Below are 18,229 nucleotides of genomic sequence, written 5' to 3' on the forward strand. Positions count from 1 at the left end.
ATTATTTTTTTAGACTGAGAATACGGTCCGAGCTTGGTTTTGAGTCTGATTTAGCATTAGACGACTTGTTCTCTTTAATGCTTTTTGGCTTACCCACATACGTTGTAGAACGCTTTTGGTAAGGAGTATTACTGCGCTCATTTTTGCGCTCTGTGTTAGCGTTGCTGCGCTCAGAGTTACGATTTGTATTTCGCTCAGTACTACGCTCACTATTTCGATCACCATTATTAAAGCGTCGTGGGTTTTCGCCCTGAAAATCGCGTTTTTTAGGTGCTAAAGGTGCATTATTTTCTGATTGCTTATTAGTATCAAGCGAGTGCTCTTGAGTTTTACCAGAATCAGAAATTGAATCGTTTATTTGCGCCATTTCAATATCTGACAAGTGACGCCATTGTCCTACTTTTAAACCTTTAAGTGTTACGTTCATTATGCGCGTACGTTTTAAGGTTACCACTTCGTAGCCTAAGTATTCACACATGCGGCGTATTTGACGGTTTAAACCTTGAGTAAGTACTATTTTAAATTCTTTGGGGCCACTTTGCGTTACTTTACATTCTTTAGTAACGGTATCTAAAATAGGCACACCATTCGCCATTTTTGTAACAAACTGAAGATTAAGCGGTTTATCTACCGTAACAACGTATTCTTTTTCGTGATTATTGCCTGCACGCAAAATTTTATTAACGATGTCGCCTTCGTTAGTTAAAAATATAAGCCCTTCAGACGGTCTATCTAAGCGCCCTATTGGGAATATACGCGTAGGATAATTTACTGCGCGAATAATATTACTTTGAATTTTACTTTCGGTAGTACACGTTATGCCAACGGGTTTATTGTAGGCAATGTAAACGCGCTTCGGCGTGGCTTTAAGAGGCTTACCATCAATTAATACAACATCGGTAGCGGCTACTTTTACGCCCATTTCTGGTGAGTAGCCATTAACGCTGACACGACCTTGCTCAATATATTTATCGGCTTCGCGGCGTGAACAAAATCCTGTTTCACTAATAAATTTATTTAAACGTTTTAATTCGGTCATGGCACTTACAGCGTAGTAATTTTTAAGGCGAGTAGTGTAAACCACCCACACTATTTTTTCGCCCCTAATTTACTATTTATAGGCGTTTAAGCACTAATTTTTACTTTAGTTAATTTACGCCATACACATTCAAGCGGACCTTGATTAAAATAGCGGCTGTATAAAAAGGTAAATATGAGCTGCAGCGCAACTAATGCCGTTGCAACTAACCAATAGTCAATACGATCAAAACTGAGCACCCAGTGGGTAAATAGCACTTTATATAACAACAGTTGTATGAGTGTTTGGCTAATATATAAAGTAAATGCTAAGCGCCCTGCTTGTTGAATAAGCATGCCGACGTGTGCTCTGTTATTGCAAAATTTAACAATTAAATGAATATATAGCATAGCCATACCTAGGGCCGCAAACATATTTACAAATTCTTGCACCCCATATCCTAAGCTGCCATTAAGCTGTGATGCATAAAGCCTGATTCCACAAAAAACAAGGGTCATTGCACCGCAAACTATTAATTGCTGAGTAGTTAAGCCTTTACTAAAAACGTCTTGTTTATATAAATAAATGCCAATGAGCATAAGGCCCACGCACATCCACATTGTCATTATTGGCACCATAACAAGCATCAATGTGTTCATGGCGAGGTTACTAATAAAGTAATCAATATAGTGTGGGTTATATAAATCTATAAACTGTGCTGAATCGCGGTAAATCACTTCATCGGGTACGCTAGATACAATAAGCACAGTAGCTACACCCGATAACAAAATAAACTCAAGTCCTCTTTTTAAAAGTACGCTGTTATTACTCTCTAAATATTTAATAACAAACCAGCCAGATATACCGTAAACAAATAAAATATCACCTGCCCAAAGTAAAAAACCATGTGCTAACCCAAAGAGGATTAACCAATAAAGCCTACTTTTTAACTGCAATTCAGACTTATAACGTTGCCACTGAATGTAAAGCCCGGCACCAAAAAGCAAACTAAACAGTGTTCTAAAACGCCCGTCTACAAACAAGCTGCTAAAGGTGTGAATAATTGAGTCGCTAACAGGAGGATTAGTTAAAGAGGTATACCCGTATTCAAAAAGGCCGAAGGCGTAAGCATTCATGTAAACTAGGCCAAGCACGGCAACGCCGCGAATAAAGTCCATATTATAATTGCGCATTAAAGCTATTATCCGTTAAATATTGTTCTTATAACTGTCAGCCCAATCGACCGACTGCTGGTAAAGTGGAGGTAGTATAGCACTGTCTATATTCAACAAAAGTACAGCTTGTTCAAGTGCCCACCAGCTTCCTGTTTCATATGCTTTAACAACGTTTAAAATATAATAAAGTGTGTTTTTATCCCCTAATAATGCCGTTTTTATTTCATCAGGAAAAGGTAGCTTTTCAACAAGCAAGCTCATGGGTTGATCAAGGATTGCATCCAGCAGTGAAAATAACCCTGTTAAAAATGCTTCGCCTGACTGACTTTTATTAACCTTCTTTGCCAAAAGCTCACAAAAACGAGCACGTACAACACACACTTGCATTAGCTCCGCAGGTTTTTTACCCGCTGTATGAGCAGTAACAATAAGGCTTACAAACTTTTTAAGGCGTTCATGGCCTAAATACACAAGCGCTTGCTTTAATGACGATATTTGGCTTTGTATAGGAAAAACACCACTGTTAATTAAACGCAACAATTTATATGCAAGTGCAGCATCAAGCTCAAATAGTCCAGATATAGTTTTTATATCTGGACTGTTTTTCATTATTTCGGCGTAAATAGCGACGACTAAACCATAATTATAATCAATGTCATTTTGTTTGATCATGGTAGGTTTTGCAAAAAAATAGCCTTGAAAATAATCAAACCCCATATCAAAGGCGAGCTTATAGTCTTCTTGTGTTTCTATTTTTTCGGCTAGTATTTTTATTTGTTTATGTGTTTGTAACTTTTTAATTATTGGTTGTATTTCACTAAGGGGTGTAATTGCAATATCAAATTTAATGAGCTTCACAAGCTTTAAAAAACGATCCCACTGTGGTTTATACACAAAGTCATCGAGTGCGAGTTTGTAGTTACTATGAAATAAACCTCGGCACAGTTCATAGTTATCGTCGGTGGGTTCAATGGTTTCGAGTAACTCAATCACAACGTCTTGGCATGGTAAAAAAGCACATAAATCGAGTTTTAATGATTCAGGTCCTATATTAATAAGTGCTTTTTTGCCTGATGTAATATGGCGTGTACCTAAATTTAATTGATTTTCCATAATAAGCCTTGCTGTTGCTTGGCCTTCTGCAATATCTGGAAAATAATTTTTTGGACTATCACGAAAAAGTAGCTCATAGGCTACTACTTTTTTACTTCGATTGAATATTGCTTGCCTTGCAACAAATACAGACACATTACCTACTTCTTAGTTTTTATATAATACTAAGTAATTAAACCCTAAGCAGGTACATTTGTCACTAAACTTTAAAGTACAGCAACGATTTACCGGTATAAGGTTGTTATATAATCAGTTGCCACTTGTGGCCACGAAAAACGCATTTGCTCTGCGCTGTGCTTAATTTTATGCCACTTTTTAGGATTTTGCTTTTTAATTAAGAGAGTTTCGTCTAAACAGCTAATTAAATTACTCGTTTGTGTTGCTAACGTGTCGCCATTAAAGCTAAAACCATTTTCGTGGTGTTTAACTGTATCTTTTAATCCGCCAACACTGTGAACTAAACAGGGTTGCCCGGCACGCATTGCTAGCATTTGGCTAATACCACAAGGTTCAAACGAACTTGGCATTAAAAATAAGTCACCTAGTTGATACATTAAATCGCCAACACCTTGACCATAGCCCTTCAAAAATAAAAGATTAGAATTACGCGCCATTGCTTTGGTAAATATGCTTTCGAGTTCTTTGTCGCCCGAACCTAAAACAATGAGTCTGCCGTTATATTCATTAATAACTTGGCACACTTTATCAATAGCTAATACTCCATTAACCTGCTGGCACAATAACAACACTTTTTGCTCTGTAAGTCGGCCAACGCTTGTGACTAATGGGCCATTATTAATCGTTGCTTTAAATTGCTGTAGTCGTTGGTGGGCAATATAGTAACCGCTTTGTAACTGCTCGCTATTTGCCATCCAAGTAAATAAAGTGTTCTCGGCTTGGCTATAAAAATCGGCGAGAGTTGCTCCTTCAAGTGCATTGCTTGGATATTCGCAGCCATTTAAAATACCGACAAGCTTACCTTGGCTTGCTGCATTTTGCAGATCTTGCTCAAGCCCTTCGCCACCAAAAAAACCATGCTCGTAATTACTAGGTTCAAGAACCTCTTGGCTGTAGGTTGGTGATACAACATGTATTTTATCGCAAAGATTTATTGCACTGCGCATAGGATTAAAGCAATGAGGGTAACGCGGGTCGCATAGTTGCTGGCCATTATAACTAAGTGACGGAAACCATGCCTCTAAGCTTGAGTCGTCGTGTTTAAAAGGTCTTATACCTTGCAGTGCAATATTATGTACCGTGTAGGCAATGGGTAAGGTATTAAGTGAGCTATAACGTGGCTCAAACTTAAGTAAAACTGCAACGCAGGCGCTGTGCCAATCATGTAAATGTAGCGCTGTAGGGCGCTTTAATACACCTTGTAATAATGCTTCGCAGACAGCTGCATTAAATAAAGCAAATTTTGTCGCATCAGTTGCAAAAGGCCTCCCCGGTGCATCGTTACAATATACACTACCTGATTCACTAAATAGCGGGTGGCTAATAACAATTTGGCTTACATTATTTTGGGCTTGTTGTACCTTAAAAACTTTTAATACATGGGGTTGAGCATTAAATGCAACGGTTACTTCACCTATATAAATACGCTCAAGCGGCTCAAACCCGTAGTCAGGAATAACAACGTCAACCGTTATACCTTGCTTTGCGAGCGCCCTTGGGGCATCGCGTACTACATCTGCCACACCGCCTACTTTTGCGCCTGGTAACGCGTCATTTTCTGCTGCAACCATTAATACATGCATTAATTTACTACTTCCTTTAAACCTGTGTGGGCTTGCTCATGAATGAGCAAGCTTTGTTGTCGTGCTTAATATTTAACGTGTTTTACGCTAGCTTTTTATTCTCACGCGCTTGGCGCTCTAACTTTTTTGCAAGCTCAGTGAGCATATCACGAGTAACAAGAACGATGCCTTTCTTAGATACCCTAAAGCCGTTTTCTTCATCTGTTTTTTTGTCAAAACCGATTTCGAGACCTGCAGGTATTTCGCAGCTTCTATCTATAATCGCACGCTTAATTTTACAACCTCGATTTATAACCGCACCGGGTAAAATTACCGACTGCTCAATGGTACAAAATGAGCGAACGTGGACATTAGAAAACAAGAGTGACTTTCTAACCGCAGAGCCCGAAATAATACACCCACCCGACACAGTTGAGTCCAAGGCCATACCGCGCCTATCTTCGTCATCAAAAATAAACTTAGCAGGTGGTAGTTGCTCTTGATATGTCCATATTGGCCACGTTGGGTCATATAAATCGAGTTGTGGCTCAGGCATTACCAATTCCATATTAGCCTCCCAGAACGAATCTAGGGTACCTACATCGCGCCAATAAGGTTGCCCTTCTTGGTTTGGATCTCTAAATGGGAAGGCAAATACATTATGCTCTTCTATAATTGCTGGAATAATATCGTGACCAAAATCTCGGCCAGAACCTTCATTCTCAGAATCTTTTTTAAGTTGCTCAAACAAAAATTCAGTATTAAAAATGTAGTTTCCCATTGATGCTAAACATGTACCTGGCTTGCCGGGTACAGAGCTCGGCATTGCTGGTTTTTCATCAAAACGACACACTCTGTTTTCTTCATCAACGGTCATTACACCAAACGTATCTGCGGCTTCCTCTACGGGCACTTCAATACAACACACTGTCATATCTGCGCCCTTTTGCACATGTTCAGCCAATAAAGCACCATAGTCCATACGGTACACGTGATCTCCAGACAAAATCATCACATATTTAGGCAGTTCGTGGCGAATAATATCTATGTTTTGAAAAACAGCATCTGCGGTGCCACAGTACCAATCATCACCTTGGCGCTGAGATGCAGGTAGTATTTCAACCGACTCACCCAGCTCTTTTTTAAAGTGGCCCCACGCGCGATTTACGTGACGAATTAGTGAATGCGATTTATATTGTGTGGCAATACCAACGCGTCTCACACCCGAGTTAATGCAGTTTGATAGTGGAAAATCGATAATTCGATGTTTACCACCAAAGTAAACTGCTGGCTTTGCTCGCCAATCGGTTAGCTCATGCAGGCGAGAACCGCGTCCGCCTGCCAGTATTAACGCGTAAGTTTCTCTGGTTAGGCTACTTATGTAGCGATTTGCATAATTGGGCATAATACTCTCTCCATTTAGTCTAGGCTGTTAGTGGCATGGCTTTTAGTTGTCGTTAAGTCTGTTTCACTAATATTGAGGGGTTCTAAATGCCAAATGTCTTCACTGTATTGGCTTATGGTTCTATCACTTGAAAACATGCCACTGGCTGCCGTATTTAAAATACTCATTTGTGTCCAGTAGGTTTGATCTGCGTAAGCTTTATCAACTTCTTTTTGAGCTGCTACATAACTTTCAAAATCGTGCGCAACAAGCCATGGATCGTGCGGGCTCTTAATTGCATTTGTAATATCGTCAAATAAGCATGGTTCAAACAAGTTAAAATGGCCGCTTTCGAGTAGTTGCATTACATTATTTAAATCGCTATTTTGCGATATTAAATGCTCTGGATCATAACGTGATTTAATATCATCAATTTGATGAGCTTGTGCCCCAAACAAAAAGAAGTTATCAGCGCCGACAGCATCTCTAATTTCAATGTTTGCACCATCCAGCGTGCCTATCGTCAATGCACCATTCATCATAAACTTCATGTTGCCAGTACCCGACGCTTCTTTGCCTGCGGTAGATACTTGCTCTGACAAATCGGTTGCAGGACAAATAACTTCCATAGCGGTTACGTTGTAATTAGGTAAAAAGGCGACGCGTAAATATGGCGAAGCTTGAGGGTCTTTATTTATAACTTCTGCCACGTTATTAATAAGCTTAATAATTTTTTTAGCCATGTAATAACCCGGTGCTGCTTTACCACCTAATAAAACACAGCGAGGAACAAGCCCTTGGGTATCACCACGACGAATACGGTCATATAAATGAATCACATGAAGTATGTTTAATAGCTGACGTTTGTATTCGTGAATACGTTTTACTTGTACGTCAAACATCATCGATACGTCAAAATCAACATCGCAGCGCGCCTTAACTAAATCAACTAAACGCTGTTTGTTTTCGCGTTTAGCATTTTGCCATTGCCCATGAAATGCTTTGTCGTCGTAAAAACGACGTAGATCGCTAATTGTTGAAAAGTTTTTAACCCAGTCATGACCAATTTTTTCGCTGATTAATTTACTTAAAACGGGATTACAATGTGCAAGCCAACGTCTTGGTGTAACACCATTTGTTTTGTTATTAAACTTATCTGGCCAAAGCGCGTAAAACTCTTTAAATAAACCCGCTTTTAACAGTTCGGTATGCAGTGCTGCTACGCCATTTACAGAGTAACTACCTACAATGGCTAAGTAAGCCATACGAATTTGCGGCTCATCGCCCTCTTCAATCAACGACAATGCACGCTGTTTATTAACATCACCCGGCCATTGCTGTGCAACTTGTGCTAAAAAGCGTGCGTTTATCTCGTAAACTATTTCTAAAATGCGTGGTAATAATTTTGAAAACAACGAAACAGACCACTTTTCAAGCGCTTCAGGAAGTAGCGTATGGTTTGTGTAGGCCATTGTTTTAGTAGTGATTTGCCAAGCATCGTTCCAATCAAGTTCGTAATCATCAATTAAAATACGCATCAGCTCTGCAACAGCAATACTTGGGTGCGTATCGTTTAACTGAAAAACATGAAAATCAGCAAAGTCCCTAAAGCTCTCGCCATGTTGGGAAACCCACTGATCAACTACGTCTTGAATACTCGCAGATGATAAAAAGTATTGTTGGCGCAATCTAAGCTCTTTACCATTTTCGCTGCTGTCGTTTGGATATAGCACCATGGTAATTTGTTCAGCTAGGTTTTTTTGAGCGACGGCTTCTGAGTAACTGCCTGCATTAAATTCGGTCAAATTAAATTCATCTGTCGCTTCTGATTTCCATAAGCGTAACGTATTTACAATATTGTTTTTATAACCTGGGACAGGGACATCGTAAGGGACAGCTAATACATCTTGTGAACTCATCCATTGACGATGCTCTCGGCCAAATTTATCCGTGTAACTTTGCACGTAGCCGCCAAATTTCACACGTTTTGCATGCTCTGGCGCGCTTAGTTCCCATGGGTGCCCTTCGCGCAGCCAGTTATCTGGTTGCTCAATTTGGTTACCATCTTTAATTGATTGGTTAAACATGCCGTATTCGTAACGAAGGCCATAACCAATGACAGGTAACGCTAAACTAGCACAGCTATCTAAAAAACAAGCAGCTAGGCGGCCTAAACCACCGTTACCTAAACCTGCGTCGTGCTCAGCATCTTCAAGCGTTTCTAGTGTTGTGCAGTATTCTTGTAATGCAGCAGCAACTTGGTCGTCTAAATCTAGGTTTAGTATTGCATTACCCAGCGCACGTCCCATTAAAAACTCAAGAGAAAGGTAAGCCGTTTTACGGCGTTTCTCTTGCTTAATTTGTTGATTCGTTTCTCTGCAGCGGGCAACAAGTCTGTCGCGAATAGTCAGCGCTAAAGCATGGTATAAATACAGTCTTGATTCGCCGACCTTATCGCGACCTAGGGTATAATAAAAATGCCGTGTTAAGTCATCTTTAAGCGTACTTTCATCTATAACAGGACCTTCTTGCCAGCCCTTTACTACACACACTTGTTCACTTTGTTTAGCCATGACTTACATCCTCTAAATTAGCACTAAAAACCCAACTACTTTGTGCTGAAATTTCAACCATCGCATCTTCATTACTGCTCACAGATGCATTATGTACACTTGATAGAATCATTTGCCACGGCGCATTAATTGGCGAAGGCGGCATTTGGCAAAAAACTGTTTTTTTACTGGCATTAAATACAATCAGCAATGCATGATTGTTTTGCTTATCAAGTAAGCTATACATTAAAAACTGCCTGGTATCTTCATGCCAGTGAGCATCAGTCATGGTTTTACCTTGTTCGGTAAACCACTTAACGGTAAAACGCTCGTCTATATCATCTAAAAATACACTGTGTTTAAACGCACTGTGCGCACGTCTAATTTTTAATGCATCATCAATGAATCGTGTTAACGAATGATTAAGTTGAGAATCTTTCCAGGCAAGCCAACTAGTGCGATTATTTTGGCAATAAGCATTGTTATTCCCCCCTTGCGAGTGCGCCATTTCGCTGCCAGCGGCAATCATTGGAACACCTTTTGAGAGAATTAAAGTAAGTAAAAAGTTCTTTTGTTGCTGTAAGCGCAGTGCGTTTATTTTAGAGTCGCTGGTAAAACCTTCTACCCCACAGTTGAACGAGTGATTTGCACTGTGCCCATCTCGATTTTGCTCGCCATTAGCTTCGTTATGTTTATGCTCATAACTCACTAAATCGGCAAGGGTAAAACCATCATGACTCGTTATGAAATTAATACTATTGAGCGGCCCACGTTGGCTGTGCTCAAAAATATCAAACGATCCATGCAAACGTTTTGCAACGCTTGCAATAATGCCTGTTTCACTTTGCCAAAAACGTCTAATTACATCGCGGTATTGATCGTTCCATTCTCGCCATGGCGGCGGGAATGCACCAAGCTGATAACCACCTGGGCCTATATCCCAAGGCTCACTTACTAACTTAACTTTGTTAAGCACAGGGTCTTGGGCAACTACTTGTAAAAAAGTATGTGCGGAGCTAAAGCCTGCTTTTGAGCGACCTAAAATGGTCGCTAAATCAAACCTAAAACCATCAACTCCCATTACTTCAACCCAATAACGAAGGCTATCAAGTACAAGTTGCAGTGTTTTAGGGTGGTCAATATTTATGGTATTCCCACAGCCGGTATCGTTTATATATACGTCAGGCTGCCCCTCTACTGTGCGGTAATAGGCTAAGTTATCAAAGCCTCTAAGCGATAGTATAGGGCCATCCGCCCCTGCTTCAGCTGTATGGTTGTAAACAACATCTAATATGACTTCTATGTCTGCAGCATGGAGCTCTTGCACCATTTGCTTAAACTCGTTTATATCGTCGTTTACCAAATAGTCTTTATGGGGCGTAAAAAAGTTAAGCGTGTTGTAACCCCAGTAGTTTTGCAAACCTTTCCCTGTTAAAAATTGCTCACTAATAAAAGAATGAACAGGCAAAAGCTCAACGGCTGTAACACCAAAGCTTTGTAAGTGTTCAATAAAGCTTGGATGGCTTAACCCTAAAAACTTTCCTTGTAGAGATTTGGGAATTTTAGGATGACGACACGTTGTACCTTTCACATGACACTCATAAATAACCGTGTTTGACCAACGGTGGTTAGGCTTTTTATGCGCGTACAACGTAGGAGCCGCTACTTTTGATTTAGGTATATCAATCGCATTATTTACAGTGCTTTTAGTACCGATGGGCATTTGCCCGTAATGGCGTTCACTCCAAGTAAACTCACCAAACAAGTCTTTTGCATATGGGTCTATCAGCAGCTTATTTTCGTTAAATAGTTGACCATTTTTAGGGTTATATTCACCCTCAACTCTAAAACCATAAAGCGCACCGGCGTTTAATGGCGAAATATGAATACTCCAAATACCCCCTTCGTTGATGTTCATCGCCATTTTTAGTATTTCTGAATGGCCACTTTTATCAAACAGGCATACATAAGCTTGGCTCGCCCCAGGCGCATAAAGCGCGAAGTTGACCCCATTATCAATAACACTAGAGCCAAGTGGTTCTACATTACCGGGTGCTACATCAAATCGGTTACTCATCATCAACCTTTTGTAAATAAATAGTAGTTAAGCCACCAATGGCAATTGAAATACTGTGTTTAAAACCATGATTTGATTCGTTTATTGCTTGAACTACCTGCGATGAATCTTTAGTTACCTCAACGCCAGAGCCAAAAAACTGAGTATCATCTGTATTTAAAATGACCTTGTAACGCCCTTTACTCGGTACGCCAATAACGTAGTTTTCATAGGATGCGGGGGTAAAATTAGCAATAACAACCACAAAGTTTTTTGCGTTTTTAGCATAGCGAACAAAGCTTAAAATGCTCTGCTGATTATTATTGTTATCTATCCAGGTAAAACCAGCCGCGCTCGAATCTAGCTCATACAACGCAGGTTGGTTTTTATAAACCGTATTTAGTGTTTTTACCGTTTGCTTTATACCATTATGGCTTTGGTGCTCAAGTAAATGCCAATCGATAGAATGATCGTGTCCCCACTCTTTTCGCTGTGCAATTTCACCGCCCATAAATAAGAGTTTTTTACCCGGGTGTGCCCACATAAATGCGTAGTAAGCGCGTAAATTTGCAAATTTCTGCCAATCATCGCCTGGCATTTTTTCAATTAACGATCCTTTACCATGTACTACCTCATCGTGGCTTAATGGCAATATATAGTTTTCGCTAAACGCGTATACCATCGAAAAAGTCATTTCATGATGATGATGCTGACGATATAAAGGGTCGTGCTGCATGTAATGCAAACTATCGTTCATCCAGCCCATATTCCACTTATAACCAAAGCCTAAACCGTTGTGCTCAACACTTTGGGTGACACCCGGCCATGCTGTTGACTCCTCAGCCACCATCATAATGCCTGGGTTGTTTTTATAGCTGCGCATATTGACTTGCTTTAGGCACTCAATTGCACCTAAGTTTTCACGCCCGCCGTAACAATTAGCAACCCACTCGCCTTCTTTTCGACTGTAATCTAAATACAACATAGAAGCTACGGCATCTACACGCAGGCCATCTAAACCAAATTGATGTAGCCAATACATAGCATTTGATATTAAAAAGCTTTTAACTTCAGGACGGTCGTAGTTATAAATGTAGGTATTCCAATCAGGATGAAACCCTTGGCGTTTATCAGCATGCTCATATAAATGGGTGCCATCAAATCGATGTAAGCCATGCGGATCGCTTGGAAAATGCCCTGGTACCCAATCAAGTAAAATACCTAAATTAGCTTTGTGACACTGCTCTACAAAGTATTTAAAGCTGTTGTAGTCGCCAAAGCGGCTGGTAGGTGCAAATAATCCAACAGGCTGATACCCCCACGAACCATCAAACGGGTATTCACTTATTGGCATAAGTTGCAGGTGGGTAAAATTCATTTCAAGGGCATAGCTAACGAGTTTGTCGGCAAGCTCTGTGTAACTTAAATAGCGGTTGTTTTCAGCGCGTTGCCATGAGCCTAAATGCACTTCGTAAATACTAATTGGTGCATCAATATGGTTACGCTTTTGTCTGTTTTGAAGTGCCTTTTCGCCAAGCTTTATAGATTCTGGTTTGTACTGCAGTACACTTGCAGTGCCAGGTGCTTGTTGCATTTTAAATGCATAGGGGTCGGCTTTTTCGAGCACCTCTCCACTTTGCGCGGTAATTGCAAATTTGTAGCACATGTCAGCTTTAAGGCCTGGTACAAATAACTCCCATACACCACTTGCAGGATGAAAGCGCATAAAGTGGCGATTCGCTTGCCAAAAGTTAAACTCACCAATAATAGAGACACTTGCCGCATTAGGCGCCCATACACAAAAACGCACACCGTCTACGTTTTGTTGAGTACTAAAATGTGCACCAAAATGCGAGTAAGCATGTTCAAGGCTGCCTTCGTTAAATAAATACATTGCCTCTGCATCAAGTGTGCTTTCAAAGCTGTATTCATCATAAAAGGTAACGCTGCTATCTGTATACTGAGAAATGCATTCATATGGCGCAGTGGGCAAAGCATCAACTTTGGCTATAAATAAGTCACTTTGCTGGTAGCGTTTCGCCTTAATACTTTTATTATTTAATGTAACACTTACGCTTATTGCACAAGGTAGATAAAAACGAATTTCAACCTCAGCATCCGTTTTATGTGCCCCTAAGAAGCTAAATGGGTCTTTAAATCGCCCTGTATTTAATGCGTGTACTTGTGCATCGTAACTATTTTCATTAGTTGTACTGCTCATTTAACCTTTCCTTATTGAATCGATAGCAGCTAAAAGTGAGGCATTTTTGGTAAAAATTTCTTCACTGGTATGCGTTAATACACGTCGCCAATTAGGATATTCTTTATCTGTCCCGGGGATATTAACCGGATACTTTTGCTCATCTAAGTCATCTATTTGTATTGCAAATAAACGCGATTGAGAGCCTGCTAAACACAATGCAAGTGCGCTATAAACAGTCACTGCTTCACTATGTAATAAAAGCTCAGTTGTATTGCCATGGTGATTAATAAAACGTAGTAACCTTTGTTGCTCTTCTATTCGTTGTTGCTTTAATTGCTCGTATTCATTGCAAGTTATAAGTTTATATTGTTGCTTAATATCTAAATCATCATGTTGCCACCAGCCTGTAAATGGAGGAACATCGTGATTGGCTATCATTAACAAACAATGTGTTGCTAGCTCATCTACCGATAAAAACTCTCCACTGTGTTGTTTCTCAAAATAAAATAAGCTGTTGGAAAAAATACCGCTAGATGCCAAAGCTTCCCTAACCTCTGGCGGTACGATGCCTAAATCTTCACCAATAACAATACTCTGATTAATATGCGATTCAATTTTTAAAATGGCAAGTAAATGCTCAAACGGATAGTAAACATAACAGCCGTCTTGTTCGCCATTGCTTTCAAAGCACCACCATAGGCGCCTAATAGCCATTACGTGGTCAATTCGAAGCCCACCTACGTTTTGCATGTTTGCGCGAATGAGCGAGCGGTAAAATTGGTAGTGATTATTACTAAGGCTTTGGGGATTGAGGGCTGGGAGGCCCCAATTTTGACCTGCTTCAGCCCATGGATCGGGTGGAGCGCCTACACTTGCACCTTGGCTAAACAGCGATTGCTGGTTTTTAAATTCAGCCCCATCGCCAGCACAACCAACAGCTAAGTCGTTTATTAAGCCAATAGCCATGCCTCTCTCTGCGCAACTTTTTTGACACAGTGCAAGTTGCATATGCGCTTGCCATTGCAGGTAATAAGCAAATGTTAGGTTATCTGATTCGAGGGTATTTAACGTAGTAGAGTGAGCATTACAAAAATCAGTAAACGCTTGGCGACGCTCATCACTTGCCGTTAATTCAAACTGGTTATAAAGCGCTTCAAATAACGTATACTTTATACGGCTTACATTTTCATAATCTATAAACTGATCATTACTTTTAATAAGTGCAGCGACATCATCTTGCTGTATAATGGCGTCAAGGTTTTCGTTATTTATTGCGTCTTCGCTTAATACTATAGAAATATAAAGCGGGTTTAATAAAGCCCGACTACTAGGGCTATAAGGGCTTGCACGCTCTGGCATATCAGCGAATAACAAATGCAGTGGATTAAGTAATATGTAATCCATATTTTGCGAGCTGCATAATTTTGTAAGCGCTAATAAATCGTCAAAGTCGCCAATACCTAAATGCGCTTTATTTTTTAATGTGTAAAGCTGAATAGATAACCCTGTGCGCTTTGTGTCTTCAACTTGATAGACTTGCTCAGGCACACACCAAAGTTGCGTAATTGCATGCTGTTCACCTACTTGAACATTAGCGTCATGATAGCCAATTGGCATAGTTTCTATGGGTAGTGCCAGCTCAATATAGCGAACGCCGTGTAAGTAATATTCACCAGTGACAGCCAAGTTATAAAGGTTGTCAAATGCTATGTGCATTCCAAGTGAAGGGACATCAATGGTAGCGGCTAAATATTGCTGGCGTTCGTCTATACGAAGCTTTAAAGCGCACTTTTTTTGGTCAACCAAACTCACACTGGGTACTAAATCCAGCCAAAGCGATGCATCTAAATCATAAGTTAGTTGAGTTATTTCGGCTTCGTTATTTGTATCAACACCGCAACATTGCAAAGCACGTTTACGCGTGTCTTCGCTAAAAAACACCTGTTCACCTGTATACTTAGTGAATTCAAAGCCAATACCATGCAGGTAAAACAACTGCGAAAGAGCATCCATTGAATCGCCTTAATTAATGCGTTGAGTATTTACTATGCTGTTTTCTGTGCCAAATGTATTGCCAATATAACCATCAGCTTGGTGGTCGTTATCCCAAATGTCTCCATTTATTAAATAACGAAAGTGAAATTGTTGATCGATAGGTAAGCGTTGCTTAAATTTAAACACACCTTGTTTTTTATTAAGCTTCATTGGCACAGGTTGCCAATCATTAAATTCGCCTAGTAAGCAAACTTCTTCTGCCTCTGGGTGAGAAAATTCAAAGGTTACTTCAGCTTCATCTTTTGTTTTAAAAAAACGTTTATTCAACATAGCAGGCTCCAACTAAACCAAAAAGGGTACTTAATCTTTGCCACAGGCCATACAACTAAACAGAAAGGCGATGTGGATTCCATTCAAAATCATTAAACACGTTGTAAGTTAACCAAAACTTTATTTACGCATTATTACAGTGCAACAATTCATTTTTTCTGCACTTAAAAAGTGCGGTTAGTATATAAACAATCTTTTTTAAAAAGCTCAGTAGTACAGAGCAATATTTGAACCAACTGAGCGTACATTACATATTATTTATTTAATCGAATTTAAAGTTAAATAGTCCAAAAGTATTGCCTAAATTTATAAAATTCTTTTGTTCTGTACTTTCATCAGCGATAATACACAGCATCTTAATACTCTGAAATATCATAATTTTCATGTTGAAAAAAAGCATTTTAATAACTATAGCCATTATCTTTTTAATAATAGCCACACTTGTTGGTACTTCAATCTATACCCTTTATAGTAAAAAAGAAATCTCAGTTGATCCTAAATTAAAAGAAATCTCAGGTATTGAATTTGATAAACAAAAACGTCTATGGGCTATTAACGACGGAGGCAACGAACCCAAGCTTTACCGCCTTAACAAAGATGGTTCTATTGCCAAAGAAATTTTGGTTGAAAACGCTAAAAACATTGATTGGGAAGACATGACCCAAAACAAATTTGGGCACTTTTTTTTAGGGGATTTTGGTAATAACAAAAATGATCGTAGATGGCTCACTATTTATAAAATAGAAAACCCTATAGATATAAAAACAAACACAACCCAAGCCGAAATAATTAAGTTTACCTACCCTGAAATGGATGGCAGTCCAATAAAACCCAATGACCGCAATTTTGATTTAGAAGCATTTGTAGCACTAGGTCGTCATTTATATTTATTTACTAAAAACCGCACAGAACCTTTCGATGGTATTACTAAAGTGTATAAAGTGGGCGATCATGCAGCAAATTTTGATGCTGAGCTAATTGACTCTTTTAAAACGTGTACCACGCTTGAAAAACTATGCTGGATAACCTCTGCGGCGCTCAGCCCCGATCGTAAAAAATTAGTCTTACTTGATTCAACAAGTCTTTGGTTATTTGAAAACTTTGAAGGTGATAAGTTTTTCTCTGGTGATGTATCAAAAATAGACTTAGGGATTGTTACTCAAAAAGAAGCTGTCACCTTTTTTGATGACAATACGATTGTATTTACAGATGAAGAGTTTAAAGGCATAGGCGGTAATGCTTATTTTATAAAGCTTGATAAAGCCAAAAAAGAAGTTATAAGAAAAAAACCTATTTCAGAAAAAACACTTCCATAGCATCTAGTTAGCTAAGCTGAAGCATTAAAGCTTAGCTAACTTATGTAAAAGGTAATGAGTTAATTACTCTTTTCGTTTGACGAATGAAGTGCTTTTTCTACATCAACACCTAAAATCAACACTCCAATATGACTATTATTATCATCTAAAACAGGAAAACTTAGCTGAACTTGAAAATGATGTGTTGATGCATCATATGTGACGCTATCAAAGTTAAAACCTTTTGACTGTTTAAATGTTTTAATAAACTTATTTTCATCTCCTTGCCAGTAGTCACTGGTTAGCTTACTAATAGCGATGTTTTTTCCTTGGTTATCAGTCAATATTAGCTCAGTAACAACACCTTTGAATTGAGATTGCCATTTTTTAAATACTTTAGATAACGGTAAATTAAGCATAGCTAATCCATCAGGGTGCTTTACTTGTTTACTTTCTTTTATCCATAGCTGGTCTAGTCTTTTAATTTCAGATTCACTTAAGGGAGACTCATTACTTATTTGAACTTGTTCTACTAAACTAGGTAAGTTTAGTAAGATTTTAGCGCTACTGGACAATCTATCAAGTATTTGCTTTTCTTCACTTTTTGATAGTGAAAATGGAGCCTGCGCGCAAGTATTTATATTTTCATCAAACTGCTGCATAAATTTAGGGAAGCGTTTAATAAGTGAATGCGAAGCAAATAATCCCAAAGGTACATACCTAAAAAATTCTCTTTGATACTCATCTTCATTAATGCCTAGCTTTGAGGCTGCTAATTCAAAATCGTCTAAATCAAGTAGAATTCTATCAATCCGCTTATGGTGCATAACATTTACTATTTCTTCTAATGAATTTACTTCTACCTCAGCAATAATATTCTGAGTTTTAAACCAATTAGCCTGGTAACTCCCTCTTACTGCACCATAACGCATTTTATTTTTTGGTTTATTAATGCTCTCTGGATGAGTAAACCAGTACCAGCTTTCTAAAAATATGGGGGATGATATGCGCCCATAGGCCTTCATTTCAGGCATTAAATGAGTTGTGAAATAACCATCTAAGCGGTCTAACTTTACTTCTCGACGTGCACGTAACCATGGCAAGGTTTGTAGCTGAAAAGGGGCTCCCATTTCAAATAAAATACACTCAACTTGGTTGACTGCATTATCAGGTGCACTGGTGGGTAAGTTTGTTCCAAACTGAAGAGGCTCAGTTAAACCCAATAAGAGGGTAAAAAAATATGCAGGCATAATCCATTACTAAATATTGTACAAATTAAAATGAGTATAGTCATGCATATTAAAAAAGCATAAATTCTCCTTACAAAATTTTGTATCTTATCAATGGCTTCAATATTTAAATCTATGTT

At 39.0% G+C, this 18,229-nt stretch carries 12 protein-coding genes; 1 reads left to right on the forward strand and 11 read right to left on the reverse strand.

Features of this window, described 5'->3' with window-relative positions; translation table 11 throughout:
- Nucleotide 1: 1 nt before the first annotated feature.
- From rluF to I6E85_RS07985, 10 genes are all read right to left on the reverse strand, one after another.
- Nucleotides 2-1,039: a 23S rRNA pseudouridine(2604) synthase RluF gene (rluF, locus tag I6E85_RS07940; RefSeq protein WP_197236824.1), complete on the reverse strand. Its 1,038-nt coding sequence runs from the start codon at nt 1,037-1,039 to the stop codon at nt 2-4.
- Between the two features lie 86 nt (nt 1,040-1,125).
- Complete coding sequence (locus I6E85_RS07945; protein WP_197236825.1) at nt 1,126-2,196, reverse strand: DUF418 domain-containing protein; 1,071 nt, start codon at nt 2,194-2,196, stop codon at nt 1,126-1,128.
- A gap of 30 nt (nt 2,197-2,226) precedes the next feature.
- A complete protein-coding gene (locus tag I6E85_RS07950) occupies nt 2,227-3,441 on the reverse strand; it encodes an EAL and HDOD domain-containing protein (RefSeq protein ID WP_197236796.1) in 1,215 nt (404 codons plus the stop codon).
- An 89-nt stretch (nt 3,442-3,530) separates the two neighbouring features.
- A complete protein-coding gene (locus tag I6E85_RS07955; protein ID WP_197236797.1) occupies nt 3,531-5,066 on the reverse strand; it encodes a glycogen synthase in 1,536 nt (511 codons plus the stop codon).
- 82 nt (nt 5,067-5,148) lie between these two features.
- Entirely contained in the window at nt 5,149-6,450 is a 1,302-nt protein-coding gene (gene glgC, locus I6E85_RS07960) for a glucose-1-phosphate adenylyltransferase (protein WP_002958601.1), read from the reverse strand.
- A gap of 14 nt (nt 6,451-6,464) precedes the next feature.
- On the reverse strand, nt 6,465-9,002 hold the full coding sequence (locus tag I6E85_RS07965) for a glycogen/starch/alpha-glucan phosphorylase (protein WP_197236798.1): 2,538 nt from the start codon (nt 9,000-9,002) through the stop codon (nt 6,465-6,467).
- Nucleotides 8,995-11,058: a glycogen debranching protein GlgX gene (glgX, locus tag I6E85_RS07970; RefSeq protein ID WP_197236799.1), complete on the reverse strand. Its 2,064-nt coding sequence runs from the start codon at nt 11,056-11,058 to the stop codon at nt 8,995-8,997. The genes I6E85_RS07965 and glgX overlap by 8 nt, the downstream gene beginning before the upstream one ends.
- Nucleotides 11,051-13,258, reverse strand: a complete 2,208-nt coding sequence (gene glgB, locus I6E85_RS07975) for a 1,4-alpha-glucan branching protein GlgB (RefSeq protein WP_197236800.1) — start codon at nt 13,256-13,258, stop codon at nt 11,051-11,053. Before glgB ends, glgX begins: the two co-directional genes overlap by 8 nt.
- Nucleotides 13,259-15,253 carry a 4-alpha-glucanotransferase gene (gene malQ, locus I6E85_RS07980; protein ID WP_197236801.1) on the reverse strand — a complete coding sequence of 665 codons (1,995 nt, stop codon included), beginning with the start codon at nt 15,251-15,253 and terminating at the stop codon, nt 13,259-13,261.
- Nucleotides 15,254-15,262: 9 nt separating this feature from the next.
- Nucleotides 15,263-15,565: an isoamylase early set domain-containing protein gene (locus I6E85_RS07985; RefSeq protein ID WP_007580752.1), complete on the reverse strand. Its 303-nt coding sequence runs from the start codon at nt 15,563-15,565 to the stop codon at nt 15,263-15,265.
- A gap of 383 nt (nt 15,566-15,948) precedes the next feature.
- On the opposite strand from I6E85_RS07985, the gene I6E85_RS07990 reads away from it, so the two are divergent.
- On the forward strand, nt 15,949-16,881 hold the full coding sequence (locus I6E85_RS07990; protein WP_024609186.1) for a hypothetical protein: 933 nt from the start codon (nt 15,949-15,951) through the stop codon (nt 16,879-16,881).
- 59 nt (nt 16,882-16,940) lie between these two features.
- On the opposite strand, the gene I6E85_RS07995 is transcribed toward I6E85_RS07990, so the two are convergent.
- A complete protein-coding gene (locus tag I6E85_RS07995) occupies nt 16,941-18,110 on the reverse strand; it encodes a cache domain-containing protein (protein ID WP_197236802.1) in 1,170 nt (389 codons plus the stop codon).
- Nucleotides 18,111-18,229: the final 119 nt, after the last annotated feature.

Source organism: Pseudoalteromonas sp. NZS71 (genome assembly GCF_015864715.1).
Classification (GTDB): Bacteria; Pseudomonadota; Gammaproteobacteria; order Enterobacterales; family Alteromonadaceae; genus Pseudoalteromonas; species Pseudoalteromonas arctica.